Below are 17,434 nucleotides of genomic sequence, written 5' to 3' on the forward strand. Positions count from 1 at the left end.
GACGTCCGGCGCCGTCGGTTAGGAACGAGGCTCAGCCGACGGGGAGCGCCAGGCGCTCGAGCACGACATCCGCGAGTCGATGTGCGAGTCGGTCGGCGGTCGCCTGATCGGCGGCCTCGACCATCACCCGCACCATCGGCTCGGTGCCCGACTTGCGGAGGAGGACACGGCCGGAGTCGCCCAGCTCGGCCTCGACCTCGCGCACGGCGGCCGCGACGACCTCATCGGACTCCAGAGCGTGGTGGTCGACTCCGCGCACGTTGACCAGGATCTGCGGGAAGACGGTCATGACCTCGGCCAGCTCGGCGAGCGACTTGCCGGTCCGCGCCATCTCCGACACGAGGTGGAGTCCGGTCAGGATCCCGTCACCGGTCGTGGCGTGCTCGGTCATGATCACGTGCCCGGACTGCTCTCCGCCCAGCGCGTAGCCGTGCTCGTTGAGCTCCTCGAGCACGTAGCGGTCGCCCACGGCGGTCTGGATGACACGGATGCCCGCATCCTCCATCGCCTTGTGCAGTCCGAGGTTGCTCATCACCGTCACGACGAGGGTGTCATCGGTCAGGTGGCCGCGCTCCTTCATTGCCACGGCGAGGATGGCCATGATGCGATCCCCGTCGATGACGTTGCCGTCTGCGTCGACGGCGAGGCACCGGTCGGCGTCTCCGTCGTGGGCGATGCCGACGTCGGCTCCCGCCTCGCGGACGCGTGCGGCGAGGTGATCGAGATGGGTCGATCCGACACCGTCGTTGATGTTCACGCCGTCGGGATCGGCTCCGATGAGAGTCACCTGTGCGCCGGCGACGGTGAACACCTCGGGCGAGATGGCGGATGCCGCGCCGTTGGCGCAGTCCAGCACGACGTGCACGCCGTCCAGCCGATGCGGAAGAGTGCCGAGCAGGTGCACGACGTAGCGGTCCTCCGCGTCGGCGAACCGACGGATGCGACCGACGTCGCCTCCCGTGGGAAGCAGCTTCTCGATGCCGAGGTGCTCCTCGATGCGGTCCTCGACCACGTCGGGCAGCTTCGTGCCGCCGACGGCGAAGAACTTGATGCCGTTGTCGGGGGCCGGGTTGTGCGAGGCGGACACCATCACGCCGAAGTCGGCGCCGATGTTCCCGATGAGGAATGCGGCCGCGGGGGTCGGGATGACGCCGGCGTCGAGCACGTCGACGCCCGACGAGGCGAGTCCCGACGCGACGGCGGCCGTGATGAACTCGCCCGAGACGCGCGGGTCACGTGCAACGACGGCGACCGGCCTGCGGCCCTCCGCGCGACGCTCCTCAGCTCGTCGCCCCTGCGTGAGGACGAACGCGCTGGCTTGGGCGAGGCCCAGGGCCAGGTCAGCCGTGAGTTCACGGTTGGCCAGGCCCCGGACGCCGTCCGTACCGAATAGACGAGGCATGTCTGCCAGTCCCGGCGAGGTTTAGCGCTTCGAGAACTGCGACGCCTTGCGGGCCTTCTTGAGACCGGCCTTCTTGCGCTCGATGACGCGAGCGTCACGGGTCAGGAAGCCCGCCTTCTTGAGGGTGGCGCGGTTGTTCTCGCGGTCGATCTCGTTGAGCGAACGCGCGATCGCCAGACGCAGCGCGCCGGCCTGGCCGGAGGGGCCGCCGCCGGTGATGCGGGCGATCACGTCATAGCTGCCGACGAGGTCGAGGACGGTGAACGGGTCGGTGATGAGCTGCTGGTGCAGCTTGTTCGGGAAGTAGTCCGCGAACTCACGGCCGTTGACCGTGAGCGTGCCGGAACCGGGCACGACGCGCACGCGGGCGATGGCCTGCTTGCGGCGGCCGACGGCTGCGCCGGACACGTTGAGGACGGGACGGGGAGCGCGGGGCGCATCCTCGGCCGGGGTTTCGGTGCTGTAGCTCTCGGGAGCCACGTCGATCTGGTCTGCGATCTTCGCCACGGTGATGGGAATCCTTTGTCTGTGAGTCGAGAAGTCGGGGGCCGCGCGCTACTGAGCGACCTGGTTGAAGACGAACTGCTTGGGCTGCTGCGCCGCGTGGGGGTGCTCCGGGCCGGTGTAGACCTTGAGCTTCTTCAGCTGGGCGCGACCGAGCGAGTTCTTCGGCAGCATGCCGCGGATCGCCTTCTCGACGGCGCGGGTCGGGTTCTTCTCGAGCAGCTCCGAGTAGCTGACGGCCGAGAGGCCTCCCGGGTAACCCGAGTGGCGGTAGGCCTTCTTCTGCTCGGCCTTCGAACCGGTGAGCGCGACCTTGTCCGCGTTCACGATGATGACGAAGTCGCCCGTGTCCATGTGGTTGGCGAAGGTGGGCTTGTGCTTGCCGCGCAGGAGGGCGGCGGTGTGGCTGGCCAGACGACCGAGCACGACGTCGGTCGCGTCGATGACGAACCAGTCGTGAGTGATCTCACTGGCTTTCGGGGTGTAGGTGCGCGTCACTTCAGTGGCTGCTTTCTGTTCGAACGGAGGTGTTCGTGAATCCCACTCCGGGTGGATTCCTGATGAGGAATCGTGTCGATGGAGGGCTCACGTTCGCGGGCCGCGCCGCCAAGGCGCAGGCACCAAGGAGCTATGTTACGGCATCCGGATGCGGCGGGCAATTCGAGGTCACAGCACCCGGCGGGCTCGAGTCTGCTCGGCGCGGCTTGCCAGCTGGAGGTCGTCGGGATAGCCCACCTGCGTCAACACGAGCCCGCGGGCTGGCATCACTTGGAAGGCGCTGGTGCGAAGACTCGCATCACGCAGGGCGATGAGGTCGTCGGGGGCGAGCCGCCCCTCCCCCACAACGACGCAGGCCCCGACCAGGGCACGCACCATGCTGTGGCAGAACGCGTCGGCCTGGAGGGACGCGACCAGCACTCCATCGGCCTCCCGCGCCCAGCGGAAGGACTGCAGCGTTCGAATGGTCGTGGCGCCCGCGCGCGGCTTGCAGTAGGCCGCGAAGTCGTGCAGGCCGCAGAGAGCGGCTGCAGCGCCATCCATCCGCTCCACGTCGAGAGCGCCCGGATACCACGCGGTCGACCGGCGACGGAGCGGATCCTTCGTGGCCACGGCGTCGGCCACCCGGTACTCGTAGCGACGCCAGATGGCGGAGAACCGCGCGTCGAAGCCGGGCGGCGCGATCCGCGCGCCGGTGAGGACGACATCACCGTCCTGGCCCATGATGCCGTTGAGCCGGCGCTGCAGTGCCACGGCGACGTCGGTGTCATTACCGCGATTGCGATCGCGCTGCGGGCGGATGAGACTCGCGCACTGCTCGGCCGTGAGGTCGAGGTGCGCGACCTGACCGCTCGCGTGCACCCCCGCATCCGTCCGTCCCGCGACGACGAGTGAGGGAGCCGGGCCGAACCGACGCAGGATGGAGCCGAGTGCGGCCTCGATGGCGCCCTGTACGGTGCGCAGGGCCGGCTGCCGACCCCAGCCGTTGAAGTCGGTCCCGTCGTAGGCGATGTCCAGCCGGATCCGAACAGGCGACCCTGCCTCCTTGATCGCCTCATTCACCCGTTCATCCTAGGGCTGGCTCCCACACCGCCCCGAGACCGCAGAATCTGCGGGTGCTGAGCTGGTCGCACCCGCTAAAACTGCGTTCTCGGCGGAATGACGAACGGCCCCTGCATCATCGATGCTCGGGGCCGTTCGGTCGGACGTGTACTACTTGGCGTCGGTCGCCTCAGCTTCGGTCGACTCGACATCGGCCGACTCAGTGGCGGTCGGCTCGGCATCCGTGGCGACGGCCTCGTCGACAGCGGCCTCGGAGTCCGTCACGGTCTCGTCGTCCTCGACCACGGGGGCCACGGCGGGGGCGTCGGCCTTAGTCGCCTTGGCGGGCTTGGCCTTCTTCACGACGGGCTCGAGCACCAGCTCGATCTGCGCCATGGGGGCGTTGTCACCCTTGCGGTAGCCGATCTTGGTGATGCGCGTGTAGCCACCCTCGCGCTCCGCCATCAGCGGGGCGATCTCGGTGAACAGCTCGTGCACGACGCTCTTGTCGCCGATCACGGCGAGCACGCGACGACGCGCGTGCAGGTCGCCGCGCTTGGCGAACGTGATGAGGCGCTCGGCGATCGGACGCAGGCGCTTGGCCTTGGTCTCGGTCGTCTTGATCGACTTGTGCGTGAACAGGGCGGCGGCCAGGTTCGCGAGCAGCAGGCGCTCATGTGCGGGTCCGCCTCCGAGGCGGGGGCCCTTGGTGGGCTTGGGCATTATGTCTCCAGTATGTGAAAGGTCGAAAAGCTCTTACGACGAGCTTTAGATGTTCTCGTCGTCGTAGCCGCTGTAGAAGTGGGCGCCGTCGAATCCAGGGACCGAGTCCTTGAGCGACAGGCCGAGCTCCACGAGCTTGTCCTTGACCTCATCCACCGACTTCTGTCCGAAGTTGCGGATGTTCATGAGCTGCGTCTCCGAGAGGGCGACGAGCTCGCTGACGTTATTGATGCCCTCGCGCTTGAGGCAGTTGTACGAGCGGACCGACAGGTCGAGGTCCTCGATCGGGATCGAGAGCTCGCTCGAGAGGACGGCGTCGACCGGCGCGGGGCCGATCTCGATGCCCTCGGCTGCGGTGTTGAGCTCGCGGGCCAGACCGAACAGCTCGGTGAGCGTGCGACCTGCCGAAGCGATCGCGTCGCGGGGGCTGATGGCCGACTTGGTCTCGACGTCGACGACCAGGCGGTCGAAGTCGGTGCGCTCGCCGGCACGGGTGGCCTCGACGCGGTAGGTGACCTTCAGCACGGGCGAGTAGATCGAGTCGACCGGGATCTGGCCGGCCTCGCTGTACTCGTTGCGGTTCTGCGTCGCGGAGACGTAGCCGCGGCCGCGCTCGATGGTCAACTCGAGCTCGAACTTGGCCTTCTCGTTGATGGTCGCGATGACGAGCTCGGGGTTGTGCACCTCGACACCGGCGGGAGCGGAGATGTCCGCCGCGGTGACCTCACCGGCGCCCTGCTTGCGCAGGTAGGCGGTGATGGGCTCGTCGTGCTCGCTGGAGACGACCAGGTTCTTGATGTTGAGGATGATCTCGGTGACATCCTCCTTCACGCCGGGAACGGTGCTGAACTCGTGCAGCACGCCGTCGATGCGGATGCTGGTCACGGCTGCGCCGGGGATGGACGAGAGGAGGGTGCGGCGGAGGGAGTTCCCGAGGGTGTAGCCGAAGCCCGGCTCGAGGGGCTCGATCACGAACCGCGAGCGGAACTCGGAGATGTTCTCCTCGGTGAGCGTGGGGCGCTGTGCAATGAGCACTGTTGATTCCTTTCGGCGAGGCGTCCGCTATATGACGCCTGCGATGGCGACGGGTGGCTGGCCCGGCGATGTTTTGAGTTATTGAGGAAACGGATGATCGCCGTCCGGGCGGCACGCCTCAGCGCGCCGCCCGTCGGCGTGAGTGCTGACTAGACGCGGCGCCGCTTGGGCGGGCGGCAACCGTTGTGCGCCTGCGGGGTGACGTCGTTGATCGAGCCGACCTCGAGGCCGGCGGCCTGGAGCGAACGGATGGCGGTCTCACGACCCGAGCCCGGTCCCTTGACGAAGACGTCGACCTTCTTCATGCCGTGCTCCTGCGCCTGGCGGGCGGCCGACTCGGCGGCCAGCTGTGCGGCGAACGGGGTCGACTTGCGCGAGCCCTTGAAGCCGACTCCACCAGAGGATGCCCAGCTGATGACGGCCCCGCTGGGGTCGGTGATCGAGACGATCGTGTTGTTGAACGTCGACTTGATGTGGGCCTGGCCCACGGCGATGTTCTTCTTTTCCTTCTTGCGCGGCTTGCGAACGGCCGACTTGGGTGCTGCCATGATTTCTCCTGAATCCTAAAGGCGCGATGGTTCGCCGGCCGGGGCCTAGCGAGCCTTCTTCTTGCCGGCCACGGTGCGCTTCGGGCCCTTGCGGGTGCGAGCGTTGGTCTTGGTGCGCTGTCCGCGCACGGGAAGGCCACGACGGTGGCGGATGCCCTCGTAGGAGCCGATCTCGACCTTGCGGCGGATGTCTGCTGCCACCTCGCGGCGCAGGTCGCCCTCCACCTTGAAGTTGCCTTCGATGAAGTCGCGGAGCGAGACGAGCTGGTCGTCGGTGAGGTCCTTGACGCGGATGTCGCCGGAGATCCCGGTCTCCGCGAGGGTCTGGAGGGCGCGGGTGCGGCCGACTCCGTAGATGTAGGTCAGTGCGACCTCCACGCGCTTCTCGCGCGGGATGTCGACGCCGGCTAGACGTGCCATTGTGGCTTCTCCTGTGAGTGTGTGAGAGGTGTGGTGCGGTTCCGGTGCCTCGGCCTCTCACCGAAGGTGTCCCCCGCTCGCGCGGGATCGTGGAACTGCTGTTCTCGTTATCGAGTTGTGGGGTGCTGCGCGGAGACTAACCCTGGCGCTGCTTGTGGCGCGGGTTCGACTTGCAGATGACCATGACGCGGCCGTTGCGGCGGATCACCTTGCAGTGGTCGCAGATCGGCTTGACGCTGGGGTTGACCTTCATGAGTGTTTCTTCCTGTTCGCTGTCTTCGTACCTGGCGGTTCCGCTCGCGGAGCCACTCAGGCCGTTACTTACAGCAACCGTTACTTGTAGCGATAGACGATGCGGCCGCGGGTCAGGTCGTAAGGGCTGAGTTCCACGATCACGCGGTCTTCGGGGAGGATGCGGATGTAGTGCTGCCGCATCTTTCCAGAGATGTGAGCGAGGACCTTGTGTCCGTTGGTCAGCTCTACGCGGAACATCGCGTTCGGCAGAGCTTCGACCACCGAGCCTTCGATCTCGATGACGCCGTCTTTTTTGGCCATAGCCTCTTCGTCGCTAAAAGTAGTGGATGCTGGTCGTGCGGATACGGTGACCCCGTCGCCACGCCTGCACGCGGGCAGGCAGGCGCAGAGCACCAAAGATCGATCTTATGCCATCCGGCGACGATGTGCCAATCGGCAGAAGCCCCTCAGGACTGCGCGCCGGCGACGATCTCCCTCAGTGAAGAGAACAACGGATGGCCCACGCTGATTCCCATGGCGCCTTCGACGACGGCCTCCGGCGTCTGCGTCTGCAGCAGCTCACGCAGCTCCACGCTCTGCTCGTCGTCGGGCACGTCGAAGCGCAGGGCGGCGTCGACGGCTTCCACGAGCGCGCTGGTCGGCAGCCCGAGCTGAGCGAGCTCCGCGGCAGGGCCGATAAAGCGCTCGTGCCTGCTGAGCTTCCGCAACGGCTGCCGCCCGACGCGCTGCACGGTGTCCGGGAGTGCCGGGTTAGCGAACCGACGCAGGATCTTCTCGCGGTACGCGCGCTGCACCTCGGGGTCGAGGCCGTGCTTCGCGACAAGCAGCGTCGAGGTCTCCTGCAGCACGCGCGTGGCGATGCGGGCGACCGTCTCGTCGCGCAGCGCATCCGAGATCTTGGTGTGACCCTGCACGAAGCCGAGGTACGCGACGGTCGCGTGACCGGTGTTGACCGTGAACAGCTTGCGCTCGATGTACGGCGCCAAGTCCTCCACGAAGGTGGCGTCGGGGATGGCAGGCACGTCGCCCCCGAAAGGTCCGCTCTCCACCACCCACTCGAAGAAGGTCTCCACCGTCACGTCGAGGCCCGCATCCGCCGCCTGACCCGGCACGATGCGATCGACCGCGGTGTTGGCGAACACGGCTCGAGAGTGCAGCTTGGCCCACTCATCCTGACCGAGGGATGCGGCGACCTCGTCGCGCAGGATGTCGCTGGCGTTGATCGCGTTCTCGCAGGCCATCACCTGCAGCGGCGCCAGTTCCGCGGGACGTCGGCGCAGCGCCTCGGCGACGTGGGGGGCGACGAAGCGCAGCACGGTCGGTCCGACGGCGGTGGTCAGGACGTCCGCCGTGGCGATCTCGTCGCACACGCTGTCGGCATCCGTCGCACTGTTGAGGGCGCGGAAGGTGTCGACGACTCGGTCCCGGCCGCCCTCGCCCACCTCGTGCACCGTGTAGGAGTCGGCCGCGGCGAGCGCATCGATGAGCGGAGCGGCAACGTCGGCGAAGACCACCTCGTAGCCGGCGTCGTGCAGGATCAGCCCGACGAAGCCGCGCCCGATGTTGCCCGCCCCGAAGTGGACGGCCTTCATCCCTCGTTCACCTCGCCGAGCAACGCGTAGAGTTCCTCCGCCGAGCCGGCGGCCACGAGCTTGGCGACCTCGTCGTCATCGCTGAAGATGATGGCGATCTTCGAGAGGATCTCGAGGTGCTCGTTGTCGATGCCGGCGATGCCCACGACGAAGCGCACCTCGTCGCCGTTCCAATCGACTGCATCCGGGTAGCGGATGAACGAGAGCGCCGACGCCTTGATGGCGTCCTTGGCGTCGTTCGTGCCGTGCGGGATGGCGAGGAAGTTGCCCATGTAGGTCGACACCGACCCCTCGCGCTCGAGCATCGCGTCGACGTACGCCGGTTCGACAGCGCCCCGTTCGACGAGGATGGCCCCCGCCGCTCGGATCGCGTCATCGCGCGAGACCGGGCCATCGGCGAGCCGCACGGAATCCTGGGACAGTATCGGATCGCTCACGGCGTTCCCCCTCTTCGTTCACTTGCTTCGGTTGTCCCCCTGCACCGGCGAACGACGTCACGCTGCCGGCAGGAGGACCGACAGCGCGACGTCGTGCTTCACCGCACCCCCTCGCCCTCCAGCAGGTGGACGACCTCGTCGTACTTGGGCGAGTTCATGAAGTTCTCGACCGAGACGTGGACGGCGTTCGGCGACATCAGCTTCGCTCGATCGGTGAGGTCCTGGTGCGTGATGACCAGGTCGACGTCGTCCGTGAGGTTGGCGATGGCGGAGTTGGTCACCGTGACGCTGTCGATGCCGGCCTTCTTGATCTTGTTGCGCAGCACCGTTGCGCCCATGGCGCTCGAACCCATTCCGGCGTCGCAGGCGAAGATGATCGAATGGATCGGCTTGCGGTCGAACGCGGCCGCCTCTCCCTCATCGACGAGCCCGCCGCCCGCGGCGACACCGTCGGCCTGCAGGTTGCCCAGCACGCTGGATGCCTTGCCCTTGTTGGCCTCGGTCTGCGCGATGGCCATGCCGAGGTCGCCTCCGCCGTTCTCGAGGTCGCGCTTGCGGCTGGCCCTCAAGATGATCGATGCGACGACGAACGAGACGGTCGCGGAGAGGACGACGGACAGGATGACACCGACGTAGCTGTCCGATGCGGTCTGGAGCAGCACCGCGAAGATGCTTCCCGGCGATGCCGGCGCCCGTAGTCCGGACTGGAAGACGACGTTGGTGGCGACACCCGTCATGCCTCCGGCGATCACCGCGATCACGGTGAGCGGCTTCATCAGCACGTACGGGAAGTAGATCTCGTGGATTCCACCGAGGAACTGGATGATGATCGCGCCGGGAGCACTCGCACGGGCCATGCCGACACCGAAGAAGGTGAACGCCAGCAGCAGTCCGAGACCGGGGCCGGGGTTCGCCTCGATGAGGAACAGGATCGACTTGCCCGCCTGAGACGCCTGCTGCGTCCCCAGTGGCGTGAACACACCCTGGTTGATGGCGTTGTTCAGGAACAGGATCTTGCCCGGCTCGACGAGGAGGGAGAGCAGCGGCAGCAGCCCGAGCTGGGTCAACCAGTCGACCGCCTGCTCGAGCAGACCGCTCAGCCACTGCACCGCAGGACCGAAGCCGAAGAAGCCGGCGATCGCGAGGATGGCCCCGACGATGCCCGCCGAGAAGTTGTTGACCAGCATCTCGAAGCCGGCCTTGATCTTGCCGTCCCAGATGCGGTCGACCTGCTTCATGATCCAGGCCGCGAGCGGGCCCATGATCATCGCGCCGAGGAACATCGGGATGGTCGTTCCGACGATGACACCCACCGTCGCGATCGACGCCACAACGCCGCCGCGGGTGCCGTAGATCAGCCGACCGCCCTGGTTGGCGATGAGCAGCGGCAGCAGGTAGGTGATCATCGGGCCGACGAGCTTGGCGAGATCCTCGTTGGGCGTCCATCCGGTCGGGATGAAGAACGCCGTGATGAGACCCCACGCGATGAAGGCCGCGATGTTGGGAAGGATCATGTTCGAGAGGAACGACCCGAACCTCTGGATGCCGACGCGCGCGCCTCCCGGCGCCTTCGCGTCTACTGACGTCGTTGTCATGATTTCTGTTGCCTCTTTCGTATCAGGTCGCCGAGGCGACGACCGCTGTGAGACCGGCTGCGACACTCTTCGCCGCCGCTTGCGCCTCCGCCGCGCCATCCGCGGCGAGGGCTGCCTCGGCGATCGCGTGGGCGTCGTCGAGAGTGAATCGCGCGAGGGACGCGCGCACGTCCGCGAGAGCGGACGGTGACATCGAGAGGGTGGTCGCGCCGAGGCCGACCAGCACGACGGCGAGCAACGGATCGGCCGCCGCCTCACCGCAGATGCCGACGGGCTTGCCGAGGTCGCGACCGGCCGCGCCGACGGAGCCGACCAGGCTCAGGACCGCCGGATGCCAGGGGCTCTGGAACCGCGAGACCGAGCCGAGTAGCCGGTCGGCCGCCATGGTGTACTGCGTGAGGTCGTTCGTGCCGATCGACGCGAATCCCGTCGCCGCGAGCACCCGGTCGGCCAGCAGCGCCGCGGACGGCACCTCGACCATGACTCCCGCCATCCGGATGCCGAGTTCGTGAGCGAGGTCGGTGAAGTAGCGGGCCTCCTCGGCGTTGGCCACCATCGGAGCCATCACCCAGAGGTCGGCGTCGGTGGCCGCATCGGCCGCGGCGAGCGCCGTGAGCTGCTCGCGCAGGATGGTCTCGTTGCTCCGGAGCGCACGGATGCCGCGCAGCCCGAGCGCCGGATTCTCCTCGTCGGCGTCGTTGAGGAACGCCAGCGGCTTGTCGGCGCCGGCATCGAGCACGCGCACGACCACCTTCTTGCCGGAGAACGCCTGCAGGAGACGGGTGTACTGCGCCTGCTGGTCGCGGACCGTCGGCGCGCTCTGGGCGTCGAGGAAGAGGAACTCGGTGCGGAACAGTCCGACACCCTCCGCCCCGGCCTCGAGGGCGGCCGGCGCGCCGTCCGCCGAGCCGAGGTTGGCCAGCAGCGGCACCAAGGTCCCGTCAGCCAGCTGGCCCGGAGTGAGCGGCGCCGCGGCGCGCGTCTTGCGCTCCTCGACCCGCGCCCGCGCCTCAGCGAGCTCGGCCTCGCTCGGCGCTGCGACGACCACGCCGTTCTCGGCGTCGACGATGACCGCGTCACCGTCGCCGAGCGATGCGGCATCGGCGGCGCCGACGACGGCCACGATGGCCTTGTCTCGGGCCAGGATCGCGGTGTGCGAGGTGGGGCCGCCATCCGTCGTCACGAGCGCGAGCACCTGGTCGAGGTCGAGCATCGCCGTGTCGGCGGGTGCCAGGTCGCGGGCGACGAGGACGTAGGGATGCCCGGGGTCGGGCAGGCCGGGAGCCGGGACCTTCAAGAGGTGGGCGATCACGCGCTGCGCGACGTCGTCGAGGTCGGCGGCACGCTCCCCCATGTAGCCGCCCATGCCGGCCAGCAGGTCGCGGAAGGAGGCGAACGCCTCGAACACCGCGCGCTCGGCGGTCTTCCCCGTGGCCAGCCGGGTGGTGATGTCATCGGTGAGGGTCGGGTCCTCGGCCATCATCGCCTGGGCCTCGAGGATGTCCTGCGCCGCACCGCCCGCCTGAGCGCCGCGGCGATTGAGCTCCTCCGCGACGACCGAGAGTGACGCACGGGCACGCTCGCCCTCGCGCTCCGCGTCGAGGTGGCTGGGCCGATCCACGGGCTCCGGCAGTGGGCCGGCCATCCGTGCCACCGGCCCCAGGGCGATCCCCTGGCCGATTCCGATTCCCTGCAGTTGCATCTAGTCGTCCTCCATCCGTGAGCGGTGGGAAGACGGACGTGCGGCGTTACTCGTCGTGGTCGGTGAGCAGCAGTTCCACGAGCTGGTCGAGCACCGTGTCGGCGTTGTCACCATCGACAGCGACGGTGACCTCGTCTCCATGGTCGATGCCTTGCGAGATGACCGCGAGGATGCTCGCGGCATTGACCGGAGCACCGTCCCCCTTGGCGACCGTGACCGCAGCGCCGGATGCACCGGCCGCCTGCGAGAAGAGCTTGGCCGGCCGGGCGTGCAGCCCGTGGCTCGATGCGATCCGTACTGTTCGCTCTGCTGTCGGCATGTCTCCGGCCTCCGTCGCCCGCGTCCGTTCCTGTCTTCACCATAGCGACCGCACGCCGCGGCCACCATGCTCGTCTGCTCGCCGCGGCCGGTCACGGGCTCACCCCGACCACGGCGAGTGCTGCCGACAGGGCGGTGAGCCCCGAAGAATCAGTGAAGGCGGCCTCGGGCAGTACCGCGACGGCGACGGACGTGCGCCCGCGCAGGGCGTCCGCCTCCCGGCCGAGGTGCGCGCCGAGCAGCACGACATCGGCGTCCGGCAGCTCGGTGTCGAGCATCGCGAGGGCCGTCGGAACCACGTCGACGGCGATGTCGCGCTCCCGCGCGGCGCGACGGACGCGCTGGGCGACGAAGGTGCTGGACGCACCCGCTCCGCACACCACGATGATCTTCATCGATCAGCCCTTCCGCCGCTCTTCGGGTTCAGTCTGGCCATCGACCGACTCGTCCGGCCAACGGGCTTTCTTCCGGTGGGGCGGCAATCCGCCCGGATCCGCCCGATCGCACGGCCGATGCTGGTTGACTCGGTACCACGGCGCATGGTGGCGCGCGGGAAGGACGACGCGGTGAGTGATCGGCAGGAGCGGATGCTCGACCTGCTGGCGCGCTCCGATCGCCCGATGACGGCAGCGGAGCTCTCGGAACGGCTGGGCGTCACGCCCCGCAGCGTGCGCAACTACGTCTCCGCCATCAACTCCGACGGCCGTGAGCTCGTGCAGTCGGGCTCGGATGGGTATCGCATCGATGCCGCCGCGTACGCCGGCCTGCGTTCGGAGATCGCGGTGGCGTCGACGGCTCCCGGCGGACGGGTCGCACGGCTGCTGCGGATGCTCACCGACCGCAGCGACGGCATCGACGTCTTTCAGGCGGCCGAGGAATTCCACATCAGCGAGTCGACCCTCGAGGGGGACCTCACAAAGGCCCGCGCCCGCCTGGACGGCACCGGCCTGGCGCTGCGACGGACGGCATCGACAGTGGTGCTCGAGGGGACCGAGACGGCGCGGCGTCGCCTGATCGGCGCGCTCTTCCGGGAGGAGTCCTTCCGCGACATCCTGGGTATCGAGGCGATCCAACTGGCGTTCCCCACCGCTCGGCTGGGCGAGTTCAAGACCGATCTCATCGAGCGGCTCGAGGGCGCAGGCGCGACCATCAACGAGTACGGGCTCAGCAATGTGCTCCTGCACATCTCGATAGCGGTCGACCGGGTACGCCGTCACCATCAACTCGAGGCGGCCGGGCCCGCGGTGTCGGCGGACGACAACGCCGCGATGCTCGCCGAGCTCGTGGCGACCCACTTCGACGTTCGCCTGGACGGCGAGGACCTGGCCTACCTGAGCTACCTCGTGCGCAGTCGGGTCGCCACGGAGGCTCCTCGCGCCGACGCCTCCGCTGCGGGCCTCCTGCGGCCCGAGGATGTCGCGGCGCTCCGCGCCATCGTGGTGCGGGCGGGCGGTGAGTTCCTCGTCGATCTGGACGATGAGGAGTTCCTCGTGCGGCTCGCCCTGCACGTCCGCAATCTCGTCGCGCGGGCCGCGACCTCCTCGTACTCACGCAATCCGCTCACCGGGTCGATCAAGTCGGGCTATCCGATGACGTACGAGCTGGCGGTCTACATCGCTCGGGAGTTGCAGGAGACGCGCGGCATCCGCATCAATGACGACGAGATCGCGTACATCGCCATGCATGTCGGTGCGCTCGTCGAGCAGCGTCGCAAGCGCGATGACGACGCCGTGGGCGCGACCATCGTGTCACCGGCCTACTACGACCTGCACCTCGCGGTGCTCCAGCGCATCTCGGCCATGTTCCCGACCGATCTCGTCGTGGAGTCGCTGGTGACCCGGACCGACATCGACTGGTCGCGACTGGACGGCGATATCGTCATCTCGACCGTCGAGCCGCCGGTTGCCACCGACCGGGTCGTCGTCGTCGCCCCGTTCGTCTCGGACGTGGACGCGGAGCGCATCCGTTCCGCCATCGCCCGCACCCGGCGCGTGCGCCGTCGTGCCCGGCTCACGCAGGAACTCACGCAGTACTTCGACGAGCGGCTGTTCTTCCGCAACCTCGGCATGCGGGACCCCGAGGCCATGATCCGTCTGCTGGGCGAGCGGATGGCGGCGACGGGGGTCATCGACCAGGCCTACATCGACGGGGCGATCGACCGGGAGCGTCTCTCGTCGACCGCGTTCACCGAGGGCCTGGCCGTTCCTCACGCCCTCGCCATGACGGCCGCACGTACCACGATCGCCATCGTCCTCGATGAGCAGCCGATGGACTGGGCGGGCACCGGTGTCAACGTGGTGGCGTTCATCGCCTTCAGCGAGAGCGACCGCGCCCGGTTCCAGTCGGTCTTCGACCAGTTCGTCGAGGTGTTCTCGGAACGATCGGCGGTGCAGTCCCTGCTGCGGGACGCTGTCGACTTCCCGAGCTTCATCACCGCGCTCGTGCACGTGATGGAGAGCTGAGCGCCGCCTCAGGGAACGGGCACCGGCGTGATGCCGAACGGTGCGAGACCGGCTCGCCCGCCGTCGGTGGCGGTCAGCACCCAGATGCCGTCACGGTGCACGGCGACACTGTGCTCCCAGTGGGCGGCGTCTCGACCGTCCTCCGTCGACACCGTCCAGTCGTCGTCCTGGACGATCGTGTCGATCGCACCTTCCACGACCATCGGCTCGATCGCCACGACGAGCCCCGCCTTGACGTCCGGGCCCTTCTGCCTGACGCGATAGTTGAACACCGGCGGATCCTCGTGCATGGTGCGCCCGATGCCGTGGCCGACGTAGTCCGTGAGGATGCCGTAACCCTCCCCCGACGCCGCCGGATGCTGCTCGACGTGCGCCTGGACGGCGTCACCCACCTCGTTGAGATGACGGGCGCTCGCCAATCGCGCGACGCCGGCCCACAGCGAGCCCTCCGTGACCTGGGACAGGCGCTCGCGCGTGGCCACCAGTTCCGGCCGAGTCTCGTCGGGGACGACCACGGTGACGGCGGAGTCTCCGTTCCAGCCGTCGACCTCGGCACCCGCGTCGACCGACACGATGTCGCCCGCCTCGATCGGCACCGACGAGGGGATGCCGTGGACGACATCGTCGTTGACGGAGACGCACAGCGTGTGCCGGTAGCCCGGGACGAGCTGGAAATTGGGGATGCCCCCGCCGTCGCGGATGACCTGCTCGGCGATCGCATCCAGTTCGAGCGGAGTGACGCCGGGGCGGATGGCATCCCGAACCGCAGCGAGGGCCGACGCCGTCAGCAGGCCGGGAGCGACCATCGACCGCAGCTCGGCCGGCGACTTATAGATCGATCGGCGGAACGGCATCGGCTCAGGAGGCCGCTTCCACGTCGGCCTCACCGATGCCGCGCGAGGCCAGCGCGTCTGCGATGCGATCGCCCACCTCGTCGGGCGTGCCGACACCGTCGACGTCGACGAGGAGTCCGCGATCGCGGTAGATCTCCACGAGCGGGGCCGTCTCGCGGGAGTAAACCTCCTGGCGGTGACGGATGGCGTCGACCGAGTCGTCGGCGCGGCCCTGCTCCTCCGCGCGTCGGGTCAGGCGGGCGATGATCTCCTCCTGGTCGGCGACGAGGCGGATGACGGCCTCCAGCGGGCGGCCGTCGCGCTCGAGCAGGTCGTCGAGATAGGCGACCTGATCGACCGTGCGCGGGTAGCCGTCGAGGAGGAACCCGTTCGCGGCGTCATCCTCCATCAAACGGTCGGTGACGATCGCGTTGGTGAGTTCGTCCGGAACGTAATCGCCGGCGTCCACGATCGCCTTGACCTGCACGCCGAGGGGGGTCTCGGTGCGAATGTTGTGACGGAAGATGTCGCCGGTCGAGACATCCGGGATACCGAAGGTCTCGCCGATGCGCTTGGCCTGGGTGCCCTTGCCGGAGCCCGGAGGACCGACGATGAGCAGGCGGGCGCCGCGCTCGCGGTTCGCCGCGACCTGGTCGTGCCCGGGAGTCACCGGAGCAGTCCCTCGTAGTGACGCTGCTGCAGCTGGGAGTCGATCTGCTTCACGGTCTCGAGACCGACGCCGACGATGATCAGGATCGATGTGCCGCCGAACGGGAAGTTCTGGTCGGCGCCCACCAGCGAGAACGCCACCAGTGGCAGGAGCGCTATGAGTCCGAGGTAGAGCGAACCGGGCAGCGTGATGCGGGTGAGGACGTAGTCGAGGTACTCGGCCGTCGGACGCCCGGCTCGGATGCCGGGGATGAATCCGCCGTACTTCTTCATGTTGTCGGCGACCTCTTCGGGGTTGAAGGTGATCGCGACGTAGAAGTACGTGAAGCCGACGATGAGGAGGAAGTACAGCAGCATGTAGAGCGGGTGATCGCCCTTGGTCAGGTAGTTAGTGATCCAGGTGACCCACGGCTGCGGAGCGGCGCCGGCTGCCGGCTGGTTGAACTGCGCGATGAGGGCGGGCAGGTACAGCAGGCTGGACGCGAAGATCACCGGGACCACGCCGGCCATGTTGACCTTGATGGGGATGTAGGTGTTGTTTCCGCCGTAGGTGCGGCGCCCCACCATCCGTTTGGCGTATTGCACCGGGATCCTGCGTTGGGACTGCTCGACGAAGACCACGGCCGCCACCACCAGCAACCCGATGACGATCACCAACGCGAAGGTGTTGAAGCCCTTGCTCTGGAAGATGGCCCAGAGCGAAACGGGAAAGCGAGCGGCGATCGAGGTGAAGATCAGGAGCGACATGCCGTTGCCGATGCCGCGCTCGGTGACGAGCTCGCCCATCCACATGATGACGCCGGTTCCCGCGGTCATGGTGATGACCATGAGCATGATGGCGTACCAGGAGTCGTTCGTGATCAGCTGCGAGCACTCGCTGGACGCCGAGGTGCCGAACAGGGCACCGGATCGGGCGACCGTGATGAGCGTCGTCGACTGGAGGACGCCGAGCGCGATCGTGAGGTAGCGGGTGTACTGGGTGAGCTTGGCCTGACCCGACTGCCCCTCCTTGTAGAGGGTCTCGAAGTGAGGGATCACCACGCGCAGCAGCTGCACGATGATCGACGCCGTGATGTAGGGCATGATGCCCAACGCGAAGATGGAGAGCTGGAGCAGCGCCCCGCCGGAGAACAGGTTGACCAGTTCGTACAGACCGGAGGTGCCCTGGTTGGCCGCCAGACACGCCTGCACGTTGCCGAAGTCGACGAACGGAGACGGGATGAACGAGCCCAGTCGGAACAGGGCGATGATGCCCAGGGTGAACCCCACCTTCTTGCGAAGATCGGGCGTGCGGAAGATCCGCGCGATTGCGCTGAACACTAAGCCTCCTGTTGGTGCGTGCTGGGACAGCCTACCTGCGAATCGAGCCTGCCGAGACCACCCCGTGAAGAGGCGTTGTG

Annotated in this window: 20 protein-coding genes; 1 reads left to right on the plus strand and 19 read right to left on the minus strand. The window is 67.9% G+C overall.

The window, feature by feature from the left end:
• Positions 1-31: 31 nt before the first annotated feature.
• The 16 genes from glmM to E6C70_RS07570 all read right to left on the minus strand — a co-directional run bounded on the left by glmM (position 32) and on the right by E6C70_RS07570 (position 12,465).
• The gene (glmM, locus tag E6C70_RS07495; RefSeq protein ID WP_136423890.1) at positions 32-1,402 is read right to left on the minus strand and encodes a phosphoglucosamine mutase; all 1,371 of its coding nucleotides are present in this window, start codon (positions 1,400-1,402) and stop codon (positions 32-34) included.
• 21 nt (positions 1,403-1,423) lie between these two features.
• Entirely contained in the window at positions 1,424-1,909 is a 486-nt protein-coding gene (rpsI, locus tag E6C70_RS07500) for a 30S ribosomal protein S9 (protein WP_136423892.1), read from the minus strand.
• Positions 1,910-1,957: 48 nt separating this feature from the next.
• Entirely contained in the window at positions 1,958-2,404 is a 447-nt protein-coding gene (rplM, locus tag E6C70_RS07505) for a 50S ribosomal protein L13 (protein WP_136423894.1), read from the minus strand.
• Positions 2,405-2,572: 168 nt separating this feature from the next.
• Entirely contained in the window at positions 2,573-3,466 is an 894-nt protein-coding gene (locus E6C70_RS07510; RefSeq protein WP_235833337.1) for a tRNA pseudouridine synthase A, read from the minus strand.
• A 150-nt stretch (positions 3,467-3,616) separates the two neighbouring features.
• Positions 3,617-4,168 carry a 50S ribosomal protein L17 gene (rplQ, locus tag E6C70_RS07515; RefSeq protein WP_136423896.1) on the minus strand — a complete coding sequence of 184 codons (552 nt, stop codon included), beginning with the start codon at positions 4,166-4,168 and terminating at the stop codon, positions 3,617-3,619.
• Positions 4,169-4,213: 45 nt separating this feature from the next.
• The gene (locus E6C70_RS07520) at positions 4,214-5,203 is read right to left on the minus strand and encodes a DNA-directed RNA polymerase subunit alpha (RefSeq protein ID WP_136423898.1); all 990 of its coding nucleotides are present in this window, start codon (positions 5,201-5,203) and stop codon (positions 4,214-4,216) included.
• 149 nt (positions 5,204-5,352) lie between these two features.
• Entirely contained in the window at positions 5,353-5,751 is a 399-nt protein-coding gene (gene rpsK / locus E6C70_RS07525) for a 30S ribosomal protein S11 (protein ID WP_056008094.1), read from the minus strand.
• 45 nt (positions 5,752-5,796) lie between these two features.
• Positions 5,797-6,171 (minus strand): 30S ribosomal protein S13, encoded by a 375-nt coding sequence (gene rpsM, locus E6C70_RS07530; RefSeq protein ID WP_136423900.1) that lies wholly within the window; start codon positions 6,169-6,171, stop codon positions 5,797-5,799.
• 136 nt (positions 6,172-6,307) lie between these two features.
• Positions 6,308-6,424 (minus strand): 50S ribosomal protein L36, encoded by a 117-nt coding sequence (gene rpmJ, locus E6C70_RS07535; RefSeq protein ID WP_055821300.1) that lies wholly within the window; start codon positions 6,422-6,424, stop codon positions 6,308-6,310.
• 80 nt (positions 6,425-6,504) lie between these two features.
• The gene (infA, locus tag E6C70_RS07540; RefSeq protein ID WP_021759551.1) at positions 6,505-6,726 is read right to left on the minus strand and encodes a translation initiation factor IF-1; all 222 of its coding nucleotides are present in this window, start codon (positions 6,724-6,726) and stop codon (positions 6,505-6,507) included.
• Positions 6,727-6,872: 146 nt separating this feature from the next.
• Positions 6,873-8,018, minus strand: a complete 1,146-nt coding sequence (locus tag E6C70_RS07545; protein WP_136423902.1) for a mannitol-1-phosphate 5-dehydrogenase — start codon at positions 8,016-8,018, stop codon at positions 6,873-6,875.
• Entirely contained in the window at positions 8,015-8,455 is a 441-nt protein-coding gene (locus E6C70_RS07550) for a PTS mannitol transporter subunit IIA (RefSeq protein ID WP_136423904.1), read from the minus strand. Before E6C70_RS07550 ends, E6C70_RS07545 begins: the two co-directional genes overlap by 4 nt.
• A 98-nt stretch (positions 8,456-8,553) precedes the next feature.
• On the minus strand, positions 8,554-10,050 hold the full coding sequence (locus E6C70_RS07555; protein WP_136423906.1) for a PTS mannitol transporter subunit IIBC: 1,497 nt from the start codon (positions 10,048-10,050) through the stop codon (positions 8,554-8,556).
• Positions 10,051-10,072: 22 nt separating this feature from the next.
• Positions 10,073-11,752 carry a phosphoenolpyruvate--protein phosphotransferase gene (gene ptsP, locus E6C70_RS07560; RefSeq protein ID WP_136423908.1) on the minus strand — a complete coding sequence of 560 codons (1,680 nt, stop codon included), beginning with the start codon at positions 11,750-11,752 and terminating at the stop codon, positions 10,073-10,075.
• A gap of 46 nt (positions 11,753-11,798) precedes the next feature.
• Positions 11,799-12,071, minus strand: a complete 273-nt coding sequence (locus tag E6C70_RS07565; protein WP_136423910.1) for an HPr family phosphocarrier protein — start codon at positions 12,069-12,071, stop codon at positions 11,799-11,801.
• 91 nt (positions 12,072-12,162) lie between these two features.
• Positions 12,163-12,465, minus strand: coding sequence for a PTS sugar transporter subunit IIB (locus tag E6C70_RS07570; protein ID WP_136423912.1), 303 nt, complete (start codon positions 12,463-12,465; stop codon positions 12,163-12,165).
• A 171-nt stretch (positions 12,466-12,636) separates the two neighbouring features.
• On the opposite strand from E6C70_RS07570, the gene E6C70_RS07575 reads away from it, so the two are divergent.
• On the plus strand, positions 12,637-14,532 hold the full coding sequence (locus E6C70_RS07575; protein ID WP_235833338.1) for a BglG family transcription antiterminator: 1,896 nt from the start codon (positions 12,637-12,639) through the stop codon (positions 14,530-14,532).
• Positions 14,533-14,540: 8 nt separating this feature from the next.
• On the opposite strand, the gene map is transcribed toward E6C70_RS07575, so the two are convergent.
• The 3 genes from map to secY are packed head-to-tail and all read right to left on the minus strand — an operon-like array spanning position 14,541 to position 17,354.
• Complete coding sequence (map, locus tag E6C70_RS07580) at positions 14,541-15,386, minus strand: type I methionyl aminopeptidase (protein WP_136423916.1); 846 nt, start codon at positions 15,384-15,386, stop codon at positions 14,541-14,543.
• Positions 15,387-15,390: 4 nt separating this feature from the next.
• On the minus strand, positions 15,391-16,035 hold the full coding sequence (locus E6C70_RS07585) for an adenylate kinase (RefSeq protein WP_235833339.1): 645 nt from the start codon (positions 16,033-16,035) through the stop codon (positions 15,391-15,393).
• On the minus strand, positions 16,032-17,354 hold the full coding sequence (gene secY / locus E6C70_RS07590; RefSeq protein WP_136423918.1) for a preprotein translocase subunit SecY: 1,323 nt from the start codon (positions 17,352-17,354) through the stop codon (positions 16,032-16,034). Before secY ends, E6C70_RS07585 begins: the two co-directional genes overlap by 4 nt.
• Positions 17,355-17,434 lie beyond the last annotated feature (80 nt).

The organism is Orlajensenia flava (assembly GCF_004801905.1).
Lineage (GTDB): Bacteria > Actinomycetota > Actinomycetes > Actinomycetales > Microbacteriaceae > Orlajensenia > Orlajensenia flava.

Bases quoted from the DNA above. Each gene is read 5' to 3' on its own strand.
- glmM (WP_136423890.1), bottom strand. From the start codon at position 1,402: ATGCCTCGTCTATTCGGTACGGACGGCGTCCGGGGCCTGGCCAACCGT.
- rplQ (WP_136423896.1), bottom strand. From the start codon at position 4,168: ATGCCCAAGCCCACCAAGGGCCCCCGCCTCGGAGGCGGACCCGCACAT.
- rpsK (WP_056008094.1), bottom strand. From the start codon at position 5,751: ATGGCAGCACCCAAGTCGGCCGTTCGCAAGCCGCGCAAGAAGGAAAAG.
- rpsM (WP_136423900.1), bottom strand. From the start codon at position 6,171: ATGGCACGTCTAGCCGGCGTCGACATCCCGCGCGAGAAGCGCGTGGAG.
- rpmJ (WP_055821300.1), bottom strand. From the start codon at position 6,424: ATGAAGGTCAACCCCAGCGTCAAGCCGATCTGCGACCACTGCAAGGTG.
- infA (WP_021759551.1), bottom strand. From the start codon at position 6,726: ATGGCCAAAAAAGACGGCGTCATCGAGATCGAAGGCTCGGTGGTCGAA.
- E6C70_RS07545 (WP_136423902.1), bottom strand. From the start codon at position 8,018: ATGAAGGCCGTCCACTTCGGGGCGGGCAACATCGGGCGCGGCTTCGTC.
- E6C70_RS07555 (WP_136423906.1), bottom strand. From the start codon at position 10,050: ATGACAACGACGTCAGTAGACGCGAAGGCGCCGGGAGGCGCGCGCGTC.
- ptsP (WP_136423908.1), bottom strand. From the start codon at position 11,752: ATGCAACTGCAGGGAATCGGAATCGGCCAGGGGATCGCCCTGGGGCCG.
- E6C70_RS07565 (WP_136423910.1), bottom strand. From the start codon at position 12,071: ATGCCGACAGCAGAGCGAACAGTACGGATCGCATCGAGCCACGGGCTG.
- E6C70_RS07570 (WP_136423912.1), bottom strand. From the start codon at position 12,465: ATGAAGATCATCGTGGTGTGCGGAGCGGGTGCGTCCAGCACCTTCGTC.
- map (WP_136423916.1), bottom strand. From the start codon at position 15,386: ATGCCGTTCCGCCGATCGATCTATAAGTCGCCGGCCGAGCTGCGGTCG.